This window comes from Microvirga sp. (assembly GCF_014699075.1).
Taxonomy (GTDB): Bacteria; Pseudomonadota; Alphaproteobacteria; order Rhizobiales; family Beijerinckiaceae; genus Microvirga.
The window spans coordinates 21492-37620 of the sequence record NZ_JACXAB010000012.1 but is presented as its reverse complement, the minus strand read 5'-3'; the positions used below and the strand labels follow the sequence as shown (position 1 = coordinate 37620).

The 16129-nt window shown below is 65.1% G+C and carries 15 protein-coding genes; 9 read left to right on the top strand and 6 right to left on the bottom strand.

Features of this window, described 5'->3' with window-relative positions; genetic code table 11:
- Positions 1 to 74: 74 nt before the first annotated feature.
- A complete protein-coding gene (locus IC232_RS17360) occupies positions 75 to 1259 on the bottom strand; it encodes an amidase (protein ID WP_190846237.1) in 1185 nt (394 codons plus the stop codon).
- Between the two features lie 157 nt (positions 1260 to 1416).
- Between IC232_RS17360 and IC232_RS17355 the strand changes: the two genes are divergently transcribed.
- The 8 genes from IC232_RS17355 (at position 1417) to IC232_RS17320 (ending at position 9518) form a co-directional block, all read left to right on the top strand.
- A complete protein-coding gene (locus IC232_RS17355; protein ID WP_190846236.1) occupies positions 1417 to 2637 on the top strand; it encodes an ABC transporter substrate-binding protein in 1221 nt (406 codons plus the stop codon).
- A gap of 4 nt (positions 2638 to 2641) precedes the next feature.
- Positions 2642 to 4498 carry an ABC transporter permease gene (locus IC232_RS17350; protein WP_246812264.1) on the top strand — a complete coding sequence of 619 codons (1857 nt, stop codon included), beginning with the start codon at positions 2642 to 2644 and terminating at the stop codon, positions 4496 to 4498.
- Positions 4495 to 5271 carry an ABC transporter ATP-binding protein gene (locus IC232_RS17345; protein WP_190846235.1) on the top strand — a complete coding sequence of 259 codons (777 nt, stop codon included), beginning with the start codon at positions 4495 to 4497 and terminating at the stop codon, positions 5269 to 5271. The genes IC232_RS17350 and IC232_RS17345 overlap by 4 nt, the downstream gene beginning before the upstream one ends.
- Positions 5268 to 5981, top strand: coding sequence for an ABC transporter ATP-binding protein (locus IC232_RS17340; RefSeq protein WP_190846234.1), 714 nt, complete (start codon positions 5268 to 5270; stop codon positions 5979 to 5981). The genes IC232_RS17345 and IC232_RS17340 overlap by 4 nt, the downstream gene beginning before the upstream one ends.
- A 120-nt stretch (positions 5982 to 6101) precedes the next feature.
- On the top strand, positions 6102 to 6416 hold the full coding sequence (locus tag IC232_RS17335; protein ID WP_190846233.1) for a 2Fe-2S iron-sulfur cluster-binding protein: 315 nt from the start codon (positions 6102 to 6104) through the stop codon (positions 6414 to 6416).
- A gap of 169 nt (positions 6417 to 6585) precedes the next feature.
- Positions 6586 to 7629 (top strand): NAD(P)/FAD-dependent oxidoreductase, encoded by a 1044-nt coding sequence (locus IC232_RS17330; protein WP_190846232.1) that lies wholly within the window; start codon positions 6586 to 6588, stop codon positions 7627 to 7629.
- Between the two features lie 199 nt (positions 7630 to 7828).
- Positions 7829 to 9067: an allantoate amidohydrolase gene (locus IC232_RS17325; protein ID WP_190846231.1), complete on the top strand. Its 1239-nt coding sequence runs from the start codon at positions 7829 to 7831 to the stop codon at positions 9065 to 9067.
- Positions 9068 to 9077: 10 nt separating this feature from the next.
- Positions 9078 to 9518 carry a GNAT family N-acetyltransferase gene (locus IC232_RS17320; protein WP_190846230.1) on the top strand — a complete coding sequence of 147 codons (441 nt, stop codon included), beginning with the start codon at positions 9078 to 9080 and terminating at the stop codon, positions 9516 to 9518.
- Between the two features lie 6 nt (positions 9519 to 9524).
- Here the strand turns inward: IC232_RS17320 and IC232_RS17315 are convergent, their stop codons facing one another.
- Entirely contained in the window at positions 9525 to 10040 is a 516-nt protein-coding gene (locus IC232_RS17315; protein WP_210335403.1) for a GNAT family N-acetyltransferase, read from the bottom strand.
- Between the two features lie 80 nt (positions 10041 to 10120).
- On the opposite strand from IC232_RS17315, the gene IC232_RS17310 reads away from it, so the two are divergent.
- Complete coding sequence (locus tag IC232_RS17310; protein WP_190846229.1) at positions 10121 to 10426, top strand: hypothetical protein; 306 nt, start codon at positions 10121 to 10123, stop codon at positions 10424 to 10426.
- Positions 10427 to 10475: 49 nt separating this feature from the next.
- Here IC232_RS17310 and hutH read toward each other — a convergent pair whose 3' ends face one another.
- The 4 genes from hutH to ugpA all read right to left on the bottom strand — a co-directional run bounded on the left by hutH (position 10476) and on the right by ugpA (position 16006).
- Positions 10476 to 12107, bottom strand: a complete 1632-nt coding sequence (gene hutH / locus IC232_RS17305) for a histidine ammonia-lyase (protein WP_190846228.1) — start codon at positions 12105 to 12107, stop codon at positions 10476 to 10478.
- A 977-nt stretch (positions 12108 to 13084) separates the two neighbouring features.
- Entirely contained in the window at positions 13085 to 14161 is a 1077-nt protein-coding gene (locus IC232_RS17300; RefSeq protein ID WP_190846227.1) for a sn-glycerol-3-phosphate import ATP-binding protein UgpC, read from the bottom strand.
- A 118-nt stretch (positions 14162 to 14279) separates the two neighbouring features.
- Positions 14280 to 15125 carry a sn-glycerol-3-phosphate ABC transporter permease UgpE gene (ugpE, locus tag IC232_RS17295; RefSeq protein ID WP_190846226.1) on the bottom strand — a complete coding sequence of 282 codons (846 nt, stop codon included), beginning with the start codon at positions 15123 to 15125 and terminating at the stop codon, positions 14280 to 14282.
- Entirely contained in the window at positions 15125 to 16006 is an 882-nt protein-coding gene (gene ugpA / locus IC232_RS17290; RefSeq protein WP_190846289.1) for a sn-glycerol-3-phosphate ABC transporter permease UgpA, read from the bottom strand. The genes ugpE and ugpA overlap by 1 nt, the downstream gene beginning before the upstream one ends.
- Between the last annotated feature and the right edge of the window lie 123 nt (positions 16007 to 16129).

Here is a 16129-nt window from a genome sequence, read left to right as displayed (position 1 = left end):
CCCCTTATAAGCTTGTGATGTGCTGTTCGCTGTGCCGGTAACTCCGGCGGCGTCCGATGGGTCCGCACGATGCGTTATGCGCTCTCCGCGATGCGGCGCGCCAGCCGCACGAGACTGAGATCTGATCCGGCCGGCCCCATCAGGGACAGCCCCAGCGGGGCGCCCGACCGGGAGGCGAGCGGGATCGATACCTGTGGCAGGCCGGACAGCACCGACAGGCAGAGCAGATTCAGAGCATTGTTGCGGTAATCGTTCAGCGCCTCGTCGCTCTCAGTGAGGAGCGGCGCGATATCGGGCATGGTCGGGAGGATCAGCACGGCACCGTCGAGCAGGGCGCTGAACCGCTTGCGGAACGCGGCGCGAATCACCTGGGCTTCCGCGACTTGGTTGTCGGTCACGGCCCGTGAAAATTCGAAGCGGTCTGCCACGCCCGGGCCGAGGGGTGGATGGTAGCGCTCGATCATCGGTCCATCGACCGTCCATGCCTCCCGGCTCTGGATGTAGCGCATGGCCCAGTAGAGCGCCGTGAACCCCTCGATGGCCACATCGACGTCGTCGGACCCGCCAAGTACAGCCTCGGCTCGACGCAGAGCCGGCGCGAGCGCCTCTCGTACTTCCCGGTGGAGCAGCCCGAAGGCGTCCTGTGCCAGGAGTACGCGAGGATTCTGCGGCAGGGGCGCAGTGTCCTCCCCCAGCAGCACCGCGCCAACCCGCTCGAACGTGGCGCCGTCACGGGTGAAGTAGCCGCAGGTGTCGAACGACGGAGCCAGATCGTGGCAGAGTTCCAAGCTCACCCGGGCATGGGTCGGCCGGATGCCGAACAGGCCGCAATGATTGGCCGGCGCCCGCACGGAGCCGCCCGTATCGGTGCCGAGAGCAAAATCGCACAAGCCGTTCGACACGGCCGCCGCCGAGCCGGAGGACGAGCCTCCCGGAATGCGGTCGGGCGCGCCGCCGTTCACCGGTGTGCCGAAATGAGCGTTCTTGCCGCTCATGGAGAAGGCGAGTTCGTCCGTGATGGTCTTGCCCACGAGCCGCGCACCGGCATCGAGCAGCTTCTGGACGGTCGGGGCAGTGCGGGTCCTGATGCCGGACATGGCCAGCATGTGGGGCGATCCCGCGCTCGTCGGATAGCCCGCCACATCGAACAGATCCTTGGCGGCAAAGGTCAGGCCGGACAACGGCCCTGCTGGCGCATGGGGAACCGGAACGGCCGGATAGGGCATGAAGGCATGGGCGGGATCGCGGTCGAGGAGCATGGATCTGCCATTAAAGGGAACGGAAAGGACGGCGAATGTGTCATCCTCTCCCGGTAAGGGGCAAGGCAGGATTTCATGAACCTTGGCAGTTTGTGCCTTTCTTCTCGACCCGATTGGCCCTAAATCCTCGCACATTCTCGATGGAAGGGATGCCGTGATGGCGACAACATCAGCGATTCGTTGGCGGGCTCCGGCCTGGCTTGCTCTTGGAGCGGCGCTTGCCCTTGGAGCACCGGCGACTCAGGCGCAGCAGACCCCAATCAAGATCGGCGAGCTGAATTCCTACGCCCAATGGGCAGCCTTCACCGTTCCCTACCGCAACGGCTGGCAGATGGCTCTGGACGAGATCAATGCTAAGGGCGGCGTGCTCGGCCGCAAGATCGAGATCGTCTCCCGCGATGACGGCGCGACGACGGGCAGCGCCACCCGCGTGGCCGACGAACTCGTGAGCCGCGAGGGCGTCTCGCTGCTGTTCGGCTCGTTCCTGTCCAATGTCGGCGTCGCCATGGCGGACTACGCCAACCAGAAGAAGATCGTCTATATCGCCGCCGAGCCGCTCACCGATGCCGTGACGATGGCTCAAGGCAACCGCTATACCTTCCGGGTCCGGCCCAATAATTTCATGCAGGTCGGCATGCTGGTGGATCAGGCCAAGGCGTCCGGGGCCAAGCGCTGGGCCATCGTGGCGCCGAACTACGAGTACGGCCAGTCGGCGGCCTCCGTCTTCAAGCGCCTGATCCAGGAGCGGGTGCCCGGAGCCCAGATCGTCACGGAGCAATACCCGGCGCTCGGCAAGATCGAGGCGGGCGCCACCGCGTCCGCCATCGAGCAGGCGAAGCCCGACGGCATCTTCAACGTGCTCTTCGGCCCCGACCTCACCCAGTTCGTGCGCGAGGGCAACACCCGCGGGCTCTTCGAGGACACGACGGTTCTCTCGCTGCTCACCGGCGAGCCCGAATGGCTCCTGCCGCTCAAGGACGAGGTGCCCGAGGGCTGGACCGTGACCGGCTATCCCTGGGACGAGATCAAGGAGCCGAAGCACAAGGCCTTCATCGACGCCTATCGCGCCAAGTACAACGACACGCCGCGCCTCGGCTCGCTGCTCGGCTACATGGTCATGACCATGATCCGCGATTCCATCGAGCGCGCCGGCTCCACCGAGACGGATGCCATCATCAAGGCGCTGGAGGATGCGAAGTTCGACACGGTCATCGGCCCCGTCACCATGCGCGGCATAGACAACCAGTCCACCATGGGCGCCTGGGTCGGCAAGCTCGTGCTCAAAGGCGCTGCCGGCGGCATGACCGGCTGGACCTACAAGGACGGCGCCTCGTTCATGCCGACGGAGGCCGAGGTGAAGACGGTTCGGAAGGACTAGCGGCTTGCTGGCGCTGGACCCCGCCTTCCTCGCCGTTCAGGCCCTCAGCGGCCTGTCCAGCGCCTCCTCGCTCTTCATCACCGCCTGCGGTCTGACGATCGTCTTCGGCGTCACGCGCATCGTGAACTTCGCGCACGGTTCGCTCTACATGATCGGCGCCTACACGGCCGCGACCCTGGTGCCACGGCTGCTCGAACTCTCCTTCGGGCCTGTCACCTTCTGGGCCGGAATCCTGGCGTCTGCAATCATCGTCGGACTCATCGGCGTCATCATCGAGGTTCTTCTCCTGCGCCGCATCTACGGCGCGCCGGAACTCTTCCAGCTGCTCGCCACCTTCGGAATCGTGCTCGTGGTGCAGGATCTCGTAGTGCAGGTCTTCGGCCCGCAGGACATTCTCGGGCCCCGCGCACCGGGACTGCGGGCGCCGGTCGAAATTCTCGGACGGCGCTTCCCATCCTACGAACTTGTGCTGATCGCGGCAGGTCCCATCGTGCTCGGCCTCGTGTGGCTTTTGTTGCGCAAGACGCGCTTCGGCGTGCTGGTGCGCGCGGCCACGCAGGATCGCGACATGGTGGCGTCGCTCGGCGTCAATCAGGCGCTGCTGTTCACCGGCACGTTGTTTCTCGGCGCGTTCCTCGCCGGCCTCGGCGGCGCGCTCCAGATCCCCCGCGTCTCGGCCAATACGGGCATGGACCTGTCCATCATCGCCGAGGCCTTCGTCGTCACGGTGGTCGGCGGCATGGGCAGCGTACCGGGCGCGTTTCTCGCGGCGCTCATCATCGGGCAGCTCCAGGCCTTCGGCATCCTGATCTTTCCGAAGAGCACACTCGTTGTCGTCTTCCTGCTCATGGCCGTGGTGCTGGCGATCCGTCCTCATGGGTTCTTCGGACGGGCCGAGATCGTCGGCGGCACCCATGCGGTGGGCATTGCCAGCCGCTCTCCCCTGCCCGGTCGTCACTTCATTCTGCTGGTCGTGATCGCCGTTCTGGCCGCCTTCCCGCTGGTGGCGGATGCGTATCTTCTGAAGGTCGCCACCGAGATCCTGATCTTCGCGCTCTTCGCCTTCAGCCTGCAGCTCCTCATCGGTGTCGGTGGGGTCGTAAGCTTCGGCCATGCGGCCTTCTTCGGGCTTGGCGCCTATGGGGCGGCGCTTGCGGTCAAGTGGTATGGGGTCTCGATGGAGGCGGCGCTTCCGCTCGGCCTTGCACTCGCGGCTCTCGGCGCGGGCCTGGTCGGCGCCTTCGTGGTGCGCCTGTCCGGCATCTATCTCGCCATGATGACGCTCGCTGCCGCGCAGATCCTCTATGCGGTGGCGTTCCAATGGGTCGAGGTGACCGGCGGCGACAACGGCATCGTGGGCGTCTGGCCCTCATCGTGGGCGAGCGGACCGATCCCCTACTACCTTCTGACCGCCGCGCTGACCGTGGTGGCGGTGTTGCTTCTCAAGCGCATCATCGATGCGCCCTTCGGCTACTCCTTGCGGGCGGCCCGCGACTCGGAAAGTCGCGCCGAGGCCATCGGGCTGAAAGTTCGCCAGCACCGCTGGCTTGCCTTCATGATCGCCGGCGCCGCGGCAGGCCTCGCCGGTGGAATCTATGCGTTCTCGCGCGGCTCGGTCGATCCGAGCCTGCTTGGCATCTCCACCTCTGTGGACGCGCTCACGATGCTGCTGCTCGGCGGCATCCAGACCATGATGGGCCCGCTGGTGGGTGCCGCGGCCCTGCATGGCTTGCGCGACTGGATCATGCCGCTCACGCCGCTCTGGCGGCTGCTGCTGGGTTTGAGCATCATCGCCATGGTGCTCATCTTCCCACGCGGCCTTGTCGGCACGGTCCGTGACTGGTGGGGGGCGCGGACATGACGCTTCTTGCCGTGAACGGCCTGCACAAATCCTTCGGCGGCGTGGTGGCGGCCCGCGACGTGAGCTTCACGGTTGCGCGCGGCGAGATGCTGGCCATCATCGGACCGAACGGCGCCGGAAAATCCACCGTGTTCAACATGGTCGGCGGCCAGCTGCGGCCGGATCGCGGACAGGTGCTGCTCGATGGGCAGGACATCACCCACGCCTCGCCGCAGAAGCGCTTCCGCCGCGGCGTGGGGCGCACCTTCCAGGTGGCGCAGACCTTCCTGTCCATGTCTGCTGCCGAGAACGTCCAGATGGCGCTGATCAGCTGCAACCGGCAGAGCAACGGCTTCTGGGCCCCGGCCCGCGAGCGCCATCGCGACAAGGCCGTCGGGCTGCTCTCGCGGGTCGGCATGGCGGAGGCGGCGGATACCCCATGCTCGGCGCTCGCCTATGGCGACGTGAAGCGGGTGGAGCTCGCCATCGCGCTTGCCGGCCAGCCGAAGCTGCTCCTCATGGACGAGCCCACAGCCGGCATGGCGCCGCGTGAGCGGGCGGCGCTGATGGACCTCACCGGCTCCATTGCCGAAGCTCAGGGCATCGGCGTCCTCTTCACCGAGCACGACATGGACGTGGTCTTCGGCCATGCGGCCCGGGTTCTGGTGCTCCTGCGCGGTCAGATCATCGCCGCAGGCGCCCCGGACGAGGTCCGGCAGGACGAGCAGGTCAAGCGCGCCTATCTGGGCGACGCGCGCGCCCTGGAGCCCCTGAGAGGAGGGAGCCCCGCATGAATGCGCCGCTCCTCGAGGTCTGGAATCTCTGCGCCTTCTATGGCCGCGCCCAGGTGCTGTTCGACCTGACGTTCAGGCTTCACCCCGGCGAGGTCATGGCCCTGGTCGGCCGCAACGGGGCCGGCAAGACCACCACCCTGAAGGCCATCATGGGGTTGGTCGCGGCCTCGGCCAGGCAGGCCACGTTCAAGGGGCAATCCCTCGGCCGGCTGCCCACCTACAAGATCGCCCGGCTGGGCCTCGGCTATGTGCCGGAGGACCGGCGCATCTTCACCGATCTGACCGTCGACGAGAACCTGGAGACGGGGCGCCGGCCAGCTGCGGCCGGCCGCTCGCCCTGGACGCCGGAGCGGGTCTTCCGGCTCTTTCCGAACCTGGCCGAGATGCGCGGACGGCGCGGCAGCCAGATGTCCGGCGGCGAGCAGCAGATGCTGGCGATTGCCCGCACGCTCATGGGCAACCCGGACGCGATCCTGCTCGACGAGCCCTCCGAGGGGATCGCCCCGGTGATCGTCCAGATGATGGCCGAGGCGATCCGGGCCATGAAGGCGGAAGGCGTGGCCGTGCTGCTCTCGGAGCAGAACTGGGCCTTCGCGGCGGGCATCAGCGATCGGGCCTGCGTCATTGAGCGCGGCGAAATCCGCTTCCAGGGCTCCATGGCCGAGCTTATGGCGAACGAGGCCCTGCGGGCGGAGACCCTGGGGGTCTGAGCCGGAAACAAACGAGGTCCTTAAACCATTGACGGGGCGGGCCGAAAGGCCGATATCCAGCCCACTCGGCGCACCCTCCTGCGCCACATCCCAGAATCCGCGCAAAGGAAATCCCGCTTCATGGGCGTCATCCATGTGACCGACCGGGCCGGCCAGCGCCACACCCTCGAGGCGATCGAGGGCTGGCGGGTCATGGAGATCATCAGGGATTGGGGCTTGCCCATCGAGGGCCTGTGCGGCGGAGCCTGCGAATGCGCCACCTGCCATGTCTTCGTGGCCGAGGATTGGCTGGACAAGCTCTTTCCTCCCACGGACGAGGAGGAGGACCAGCTCGACACGGTGGTGACGAAGCCCAGTTCCCGCCTGTCCTGCCAGATCCTGTGGACCCCCGAACTCGACGGCCTGGAAGTCACGCTCGCCCCAACGGGTGACTGACCGCCAAAGCATTTTAGGCGAAGTGGATCCCGGTTCGCCGCCCGAAAATGCGTCAATAAGAGACCTGCGGAACAGATGAGGATCCGCTAGATCTTCATCTGTTCCGCCTGCCACATTGCCAAGACGGAGAGGCCGTGCTTTCGAAAAGGCCTCTCGAAGGAGCCTGTTTATGACCGACCATATCGAAACGGACGTCGTCATCATCGGTGCCGGGCCCGTGGGCCTGTTCGCCGTGTTCGAACTGGGCCTCCTCGATATCAAATGCCACCTCATCGACATCCTGCCGAAAGTGGGTGGTCAATGCGCCGAGCTGTACCCTGAGAAGCCGATCTACGACATTCCGGGCTTCCCGATGGTAACCGGCCAAGGCCTCGTCGACAACCTGATGGCGCAGATCGAGCCGTTCAACCCCACCTTCCACCTGAACGAGATGGTGGAGAGCCTGGAATCCATCGGCACGCCAGAGGCGCCCCTGTTCCGGGTCAAGACCTCGGAGAACGGCACCACCTTCGTCTGCAAGTCGGTGATCATCGCGGCCGGCGGCGGGTCGTTCCAGCCCAAGAAGCCGCCCATCGACAACATCGAGGCTTACGAGGGCACGAGCGTGTTCTATGCCGTGCGCAAGATGGAGATGTTCCGCAACAAGAAGGTGCTAATCGTCGGCGGCGGCGATTCCGCCCTCGACTGGACCGTGAACCTGCAGCCCATCGCCAAGCGGCTCACCCTGCTCCACCGCCGCGACGCCTTCCGGGCCGCGCCTCATACGGTGGAGAAGATGCGGTCTCTGGTAGCCTCGGGCGACATGGACCTTCACCTCGGCCAAGTAAGCGCGCTCAAGGGCAACAATCACGTGCTGGAAGGCGCCGTGATCCGCAAGGACGACGGCTCGGAACACCTTGTCGATTGCGACGTGATGCTGCCCTTCTTCGGCCTCACCATGAAGCTCGGACCCATCGCCGAGTGGGGCCTGAACCTGCACGAGAACCTGATCCCGGTCGATACGGAAAAGTTCGAGACCAACGTTCCCGGCATCTTCGCCATCGGCGACATCAACACCTATCCGGGCAAGCTGAAGCTCATCCTGTCGGGCTTCCACGAGGGCGCGCTGGCGGCGCAGAAAGTGCACCGCTACGTGTACCCGGAGAAGAAGCTCCTGTTCCAATACACGACCTCGTCCACGAGCCTGCAGAAGAAGCTCGGCGTCGCGGCCTGAGTTTTTACTGACATCTTTCGTTGTCATGGCCGGGCTTGTCCCGGCCATCCCGCTTCCGTGAAGCGCTGCACTCTTTTGATCGGGATCACCGGCACAAGGCCGGTGATGACACAGGCAAAATCAAACCACACCAAATCCTTCTTCGAGACGACGGGACTTGCTCTTGCGAAGCGGCGTGGTTCCTGAAACTCTCACGGCCATGACAAACGCCACCGATCTCACCCTCGGCCACCGCGTGATGGCAATGATCGAGGATCTCGCCCAGCATACGGACGAGCCCGGCCGCATCACGCGGCTCTATCTGTCCACCGCCCATCGCAAGGCCGCGGAAGCGACGCTAAGCATGATGCAGGCTGCCGGGCTCGACGCTCATATCGATGCGCTCGGCTCTGTCATCGGCCGCATCGAAGGAACTGACCCCAACGCTCCCGCCCTCCTCATCGGCTCCCACATCGACTCCGTCGTCGATGCCGGCCGCTATGACGGCAATCTCGGCGTGGTGCTCGGCATTGCCGTGGTCGAGGCCTTGAAGCAGCAGGGGATCACGCCATCCTGCCCCATCGAGGTTGTGGCCTTCGGGGACGAGGAGAACGTGCGTTTCCCGAGCAATCTCTCCACGTCCTCAGCGCTTGCCGGCCGTTTCAACCCGGCCTGGCTCGACGGCCGGGATCAGGACGGCATCAGCTTACGCGATGCGCTGGTCGCCTTCGGGGGCGACCCCGAAGGCGCTGCGGCGCTCGCCCGCAACCCGGCGCGCACCCTTGGCTATCTTGAGGTTCATATCGAGCAGGGGCCGCAGCTCGAAGCGAAGGACCTGCCCGTCGGTATCGTGTCCGCCATCAACGGCATCACCCGAGCCCGCGCTTACGTGATCGGCGAGGCGGGACACGCCGGCACCGTGCCGATGAATATGCGCCGCGATGCGTTGGCAGCCGTGGCCGAGATGATCGGCATCGTGGAGCGTGCGGGCTCCACGCGCACCGACACGGTGGCGACCGTGGGCGTCGCTCAAGTGCAGCCCGGCGCGATCAACGTCATTCCTGCGGGGGTGGACTTCACCCTCGATGCGAGAGCGCCGGACGATGCGGTGCGCGAGGCCATGGTGCAGGACATCCTGTCAGAGTGTCAGGCGGCGGCTCAAAGGCGCGGCGTCGAACTCGTCATCGAGCCGTTCATGGATTCGCCCGCCACCCCCATGGACAAGGGCCTGATCGAGCAGCTCGAGATCGCCGTACGGAGCATCGGCATCGAGCCGCTCCATCTCGCCTCCGGCGCAGGACACGATGCAGTCGCGATGGCCAACCTCTGCCCCTCCGCCATGCTCTTCGTGCGCTGCAAGGGCGGCATCAGCCACAACCCGGCGGAGTCGATCACCGTCGAGGACGCGGATGCGGCTGCGCGGGTACTGCTCGCAGCCGTCAAGCAGATTGCCACGTGAGATCCATCCAATGAATCAAGCGCCGACACTCGCGTTCGTCGAGGACGATTCCGCGCTTCAGAAAGTTGCTGTCGAAGGCATCCGCAGGTTCAACGCGGCTCTCTTTCCCGGCCATCCATCAGGCCAGGATCTTGCCATCGCCATCCATGATCCCGAGACCCATGAGCCCGTCGGAGGCCTCTGCGGCCGCACGGCGGGCGGGTGGCTCGCGATCAACTTGCTCTTCGTGCCTGAGACATTGCGCGGCATGGGTCTCGCCACACAGCTCATCACCATGGCCGAAGAGGAAGCAAGGCGGCGCGGCTGTCACGCGGCCTGGCTCGACACGCTCAATCCGATGGCGCTCCCGCTCTACCAGCGCCTGGGCTATGAGGTCTTCGGTGAGCTCAAGGATTATCCTGTCGGCAACAATCGCTTCTTCCTGCAGAAGAAGCTCGACCCTGTCGCTTAAGGCGCATCAGCCCTTCCACTCATCCGCCAGCACCGCCCAGCGCTCATGATCGCGCCACTCGCCGTTGATCTTCAGGTAGCGCGGCGAGAAGCCCTCCTGGCGGAAACCGAGCCGCTGCACGAGGGTGCGAGAGGGCTGGTTCGCAGGCTGAATGTTCGCCTCCACCCGATGCAGCCCGAGGTCGCGGAAGGCGTGCGTGACCACGAGGCCGACCGCTTCCCTCATCAGCCCGCGCCCATTCATGCCGGCCATGCCGTAATAGCCCATATAGGCGCTCTGAAAGAAGCCACGCACGATCTCGTTCAGGTTCACGACACCGATGATTCGTCCGCTCTCCCGCTCGCGTGCGATGAAGCCCATGGAGCGCTCGCCGTCGCAGCGGGCGAGATACCCGAGAAAGCTCGCATGGTCGCGGCAGGGCGACACCCAGGGCTCGTGCAGATCGATGCTGGCGAGATTGGCGGTGACCAACTCGGCGCCATCCGAGGCCTGAACAGGGCGAATGGTAACGGGTGACAACATGGGGTTCATTCCGGCTTCAGGAACCATGCCATAGACCTGCCGTTGTCGTCAGCCCCTCCTCCAACGATAAGGAATGGACCATGCGCGCCATCATTCTCCCCGCTTTCGTTCTTGCTCTCGGTGCCGGCTTCTTCACGGCCCCGCAGGAGGCTCAGGCGCGGTTCAGCCCTGAGCAGATCCAGGCGCCGGCGCTCGTGGACAATGTGGCTTGCGTGACGCGCCGCATTCGCACCGTGCGGCCCAACGGCCGCGTGGTCTATCGCACCGTGCGCCGCTGCGGTGTTCCCGCCTGGCAGCGCCGGGTGGATCGCTGCCGCACGATCCGCGAGCGCGTCGTTCAGCCGAGCGGACGCGTGATCTACCGCACCATTCGCCGCTGCCGCTGATCGGCATCGCCTTCAACAATCAAAGGCCCGGTATACCGGGCCTTTTCGTTTATTCCAGCTCGCCGATAGCGCTCTCCACTGCCTCGACGACGGCGCCGGAGCGCACGAGGTCGAGAGCTTGGCGCATCTCGGTGGCATACCAGCGGTCGCCGTCGAGGGCCGGTGGAATGACCGCGCGGATCGCTTCCATGGCGGCGCGCGAGCCCTTGCCGAGTGGGTAGTCGCCCGCGAGCGGCTCGACCAGCGTCAAAGCCTGCGCTGCCATCAGCAGTTCGCCCGCCACGATCTGCTCCACGTTCTCGACGATGATGCGTGCCTTGCGCCCGCACCAGGTGGAGTTGGAGATGTGATCCTCCGCGTTGGACTTGCCGGGGATCGAGTCGACCGAGCCCGGCGTCGCGAGCCCGCGGTTTTCCATCACCAGCGCCGACATGGAGCACTGCACGGTGGCAAAGCCTGTGTTGAGGCCGCGCTTGCCCGCGAGCAGGTTGCGCGGCAGACCGTAGGACATAGTGGGATCGACGAGGCGCGCGAGACGCCGCTCGGAGATTGTGCCGAGATCCGCCATGGCGATGGCCAGAAAATCCATGGCCTGCGCCATGTACTGTCCGTGGAAGTGTCCACCCGAGATGGATACGTAGCCGCCCTGCCCGTCATCGAAGATGAGTGGATTGTCGGTGGCCGAGTTCATCTCTGTGCCGATGATGCGCTCCACATATTCCAGCGCCTCGATGACGGGTCCGTGGACCTGCGGCGTGCAGCGCAGGGAGTAGACGTCCTGCACGCGCGGGCTGGCGGGTTGGCCGGGCTGGCGCGGCTCATCGGGGAAGACGATGTCGCGGGCCGATTGCGAGCAGCGCTTTGTGCCGTCGAGAATCCGCAAGAGATTACGCGCGACCTTGGCCTGCCCCGGATGCGGACGGGCTTTGTGCACGCGCGGATCGAAGGCCGCCAGCTCGCCGCGCATGGCCTCCAATGAGAGGCACATGGCGATGTCGGCATGCTTGAGCAGGCGGCGCGCGTCGTGGGTGGCCAGAGCACCGAGCGCGAGCGACGTGGTCGAGCCGTTGATGAGCGCTGAGGCATCCTTGGCGCCGAGCTCGAAATCGGGATCAAAGCCCGCGAGGCGAATGGCGTCACGGGCCGGCATGACGCGACCCTGATAGATCATGTCGGCTTCGTCGAAACCGCAGACGGCGCCGGCCATATGGGCTAGCGGCGCGAGATCGCCGGACGCGCCCACGGAGCCTTTCTGGGGGATCACCGGATGCAGGCCCGCATTGATGAAGGCGATGAGCCGCTCGACGAGCTCGACCCGCGGGCCGGAATAGTTCGACGCGAAGGCGTTGGCGCGCAGCAGCATCATGGCGCGCGTCACGTCCTCGGCGAAGGGTTCGCCGACGCCGGTGGCATGCGCATAGACGGTCTTGCGCTGGTAAGCCGCCATGTCGCTGATCAGGACGCGCTGGTCCTTGAACAGGCCAACGCCGGTGTTGAAGGCATACATGAGCGGCGCGTCGTCATGCATCCAGGTGCGGTCGATGTAATCGCGCGTCGCAGCAATCCGCTCCCGCGCTTCCGGCGCCAGGGCTGCCTGCGCGTAGGCCCCTTGAGCATCGCGGCGCGCCACGCGCACCACGTCCTGAATGCCGAGAGTGGCCCCGTCGAGCTTGACCGTCATCGCTGTTCCTCACGTTGATGCAAAAGGGATACCGGGGCTTCAGGTCCGGTGCAACCGCCGCTTCGCGGCCCCCGCCATCAAGGTGTCATCCCGGACGGCAGAGCCGATCCGGGAGCGTCACCCGATGGAGCGCCAGAACCCTCGCCGGTGTCATCCCCGCGCAGGCGGGGATCCAGAACCACGACGCTTTAGGAAACGCGAGCAGCGTTACGCTCCGTTCTGCCTCGTCAGCGGTTATGGATCCCGGGCTCGGCTGCGCCGCCCCGGAATGACGGTGCTTTACTCGTCCTGCGATTCCGGATCTTCGCTACGCTTCGTCCGGGATGACGCTGGTGGTGGGTTGTCAAAGAGCCAGCACCTTGGGGCCCGCAGCGGGTGCTGCGAGCCTGAAGGGTGATCGAGGGTGGCGCTCCGGGCAGCCCAGCTCGATGGTTGATGTTGAATGGAAGAGCCAGACTACTCTTCGCGCACGGTTTGTTTCAGCGGACCTGGAACAAGCCAGGATCGGCCACCCGCGATCACAGGATTGCGAGCCCTGCGGCGGGACCGTGCCTGCTCCCACACTGCGACGCCTCGCGAGCGCGCCCCTCACAGGAACAGGTCTACACAACGATATAGCCGAGCTTAGCGAGACTGTCAAGAACAAAGTGAGAACATGCTCTCGCCGTCATGGCCGGGCTTGTCCCGACCATCCACGTCTTCGAGCCATCGCGCTTCTCTCTGTCCTCATCCTGAGGAGCAGACGCAGTCTGCGTCTCGAAGGAGGCTCCAGAGAACACTGGATGATCCTTCGAGACGGTCACTGCGTGACCTCCTCAGGATGAGACTTGTGACGCGGACAGCACAGACGTGGATCCCCGGAACAAGTCCGGGGATGACGTGGAGGGGTTTCAGGATCGGGAGAGAGCAACAAAAAAGGCCCCGGATCGCTCCAGGGCCTTGGGACGCTTTGAAACCAGGCTCTGCGCCGATCAGGATTACACCCGACCAAGCCGCTTCGTGGTCTGCGGGTCGAAGAGGTGGACGTTTCCGGGATCGACCGCGAGCGTGAGCTGGCGGGTGTCGGCAGGAAGCTGGCCGGTGGAGGCCTGCACGATGAATTCGGCGCCGGCCACCTTGCCGTGGAAAAGTTGGGTGGCGCCGAGTTCCTCGACAAAGTCCACATCCATGGAGAGCGAGCTCGCACCGGTGCCGCCCGCCTGCACGTCCTCGGGCCGCAGGCCCACCTCGATGGCGGAGCCGGGCGTGAGGCCATCGCGCATGTCGGTGACGGCGATGGACTGGCCGCCGACGGAGACGCGGCCGGGGCCTTCCACGGTCCCGGGCAGGATGTTCATGGGCGGCGAGCCGATGAAGGTAGCGACGAACCGGGTCTCGGGACGGCGATAGACCTCGGACGGCGTGCCGACCTGCTCGATCTGGCCGCCGGACATTACCACCAGCTTGTCGGACAGCGTCATCGCCTCCACCTGATCGTGCGTGACGTAGATCGAGGTCACGCCGAGCGCGCGCTGCAGGCGCTTGATCTCCACGCGCATCTGCACGCGCAGCTTGGCGTCGAGGTTGGAGAGCGGCTCGTCGAACAGGAACACCTGGGGCTTGCGCACGATGGCGCGGCCCATGGCCACGCGCTGGCGCTGACCGCCCGAGAGCTGGCGCGGCTTGCGGGCGAGGAAAGACTCGATGGCGAGGATGCGGGCCGCTTCCTTCACGCGCTTGTCGATTTCGTCCTTGGGCGTGCCGCGGTTGCGCAGGCCATAGGCCATGTTGTCGTACACGCTCATGTGCGGGTAGAGCGCGTAGTTCTGGAACACCATGGCGATGTCGCGGTCGGCGGGCTCGACCTGGTTGACGACCCGGTCGCCGATCTTCACCTCGCCGCCCGAGATCGTCTCGAGGCCGGCGATCATGCGCAGCAGCGTGGACTTGCCGCAGCCCGACGGGCCGACGAGCACGCAGAAGGAGCCGTCCTCGATGCCGAGCGACACGCCCTTCACGGCCTCCACATTGCCCGCGTAGATCTTCCTGACCGTATCCAGCGTCACCCCTGCCATCGTACTCTTCCTTTTAACCGTTGCCCGTTCCGCTCAAGGAGGCGGGCGAAATTCGTTCAAGCTTTCGAGAAGGAGCCCTCACGGTTGTTGAACCGCGAGGGCCGGGCGCATCGGCGCGTCACTTCTCCGTTTCGACGAGACCCTTCACGAAGAGCCTCTGCATGAAGATCACCACGAGCACCGGCGGCAGCATGGCGAGCACCGCGGTGGTCATCGCAACATTCCACTCGGTCAAGGCATCCGTGGTGGTGATCATCATCTTGATGCCGATGACGATGGTCTGCATTGAGCTCTTGGTGGTGATCAGCAGCGGCCAGAGATACTGGTTCCAGCCGTAGATGAACTGGATCACGAAGAGCGCCGCAATCGTCGTCATGGAGAGCGGAAGCAGCGTGTCCTTGAAGAAGCGGAACGCGCCTGCTCCGTCGATCTTCGAGGCCTCGAGCAGTTCGTCCGGGATCGTCATGAAGAACTGCCGGAACAGCAGCGTGCCGGTGGCGGACGCGATGAGCGGCATGACCAGACCCGTATAGGTGTCGAGCAGCCCCAGATCCGCGACGATCTTGTAGGTCGGGTAGATGCGCACCTCGACCGGGAGCATCAGCGTGATGAAGATGATCCAGAACGCGGTCTTGCGGAACGGGAACTTGAAATACACCACCGCAAAGGCCGAGAGGATCGAGATCAGGATCTTTCCGATCGCGATCCCCAGCGCCATGATCATCGAGTTGAACATCATGCCGCCGACGGGCTGGCGCGCATGCATGCCGCCGTAGAGCAGCGTTCGGTTGTAGTTCTCAGCCGCCTGGTCACCGGGCACCAGCGGCATGTTGCCGTTGATGATGGTCGCGGTGTCGAAGGTGGACGCCATGACGGCCAGATAGACCGGGAAGGCCACGATGACGACGCCAAGCGCGAGCGTCAGGTAAGCCATGAATTGGGCGAAGGGACGATTCTCGACCATCAGTACTGCACCTTGCGCTCGACATAACGGAACTGGATGGCAGTGAGCGCGATCACGATGATCATCAGGATCACCGACTGGGCGGCCGAGCCGCCGAGATCGCCGCCGAGACGGCCGTCCGCATAAACCTTGTAGACAAGGGTCGTGGTCTGCCCGGCAGGGCCGCCGCCCGTCACGGCATCGATGATGCCGAACGTGTCGAAGAACACGTAGACGATGTTGACCACGAGCAGGAAGAACGTGGTGGGCGACAGAAGCGGGAAGATCACGGTCCAGAAGCGGCGCAGGGGGCCGGCGCCGTCGATGGCCGCCGCCTCGATCACGCTCTTCGGGATCGCCTGCAGGCCCGCCAGGAAGAACAGGAAGTTGTAGCTGATCTGCTTCCAGGTGGCCGAGAGGACCAGGAGCGTCATGGCATGGTTGGCATTCAGCATCGGGTTCCAGTCGATGCCGATCGCCTTGATCGGCTTCGAGAGCGTGCCGAGCGTCGGATGGAACATGAAGAGCCACAGCACGCCCGCGATGGCGGGAGCCACCGCATAGGGCCAAATCAGAAAAGTCTTGAAGGCTTGCCCGCCGCGAATGTTCTTGTCTGCCTGGGTGGCCAGCAGCAGCGCGCAGGCAAGCGAGAAGAAGGCGACGAGCGACGAGAAGATCGCGGTCGTGACCATCGCCCGGTAATACTCGGGCTGCTCGAACAGCGAGACGTAATTCTCGAAGCCGACGAATTCGGACGCGAGGCCGAAGGCGTCTTCCCGCAGGAAGGACTGCCAGATGGCCTGGGAGGCCGGCCAGTAGAAGAAGATGACGGTGATCGCCATCTGCGGAAGGATCAGCAGGAGCGGCAGCGTCCAACCTGAAATGTGAGCTCGTTTTTCCATCGCTGTAACGTCGGTCCGGTGATGGGCAGATGACGGCATCAACCGGTCTGCGAGGGTGATCTATAAGATCATCCCGGGAAGCGTCTTCAAGCTCCCCGGGATGAGTTCGTGGCGAGTATCAGG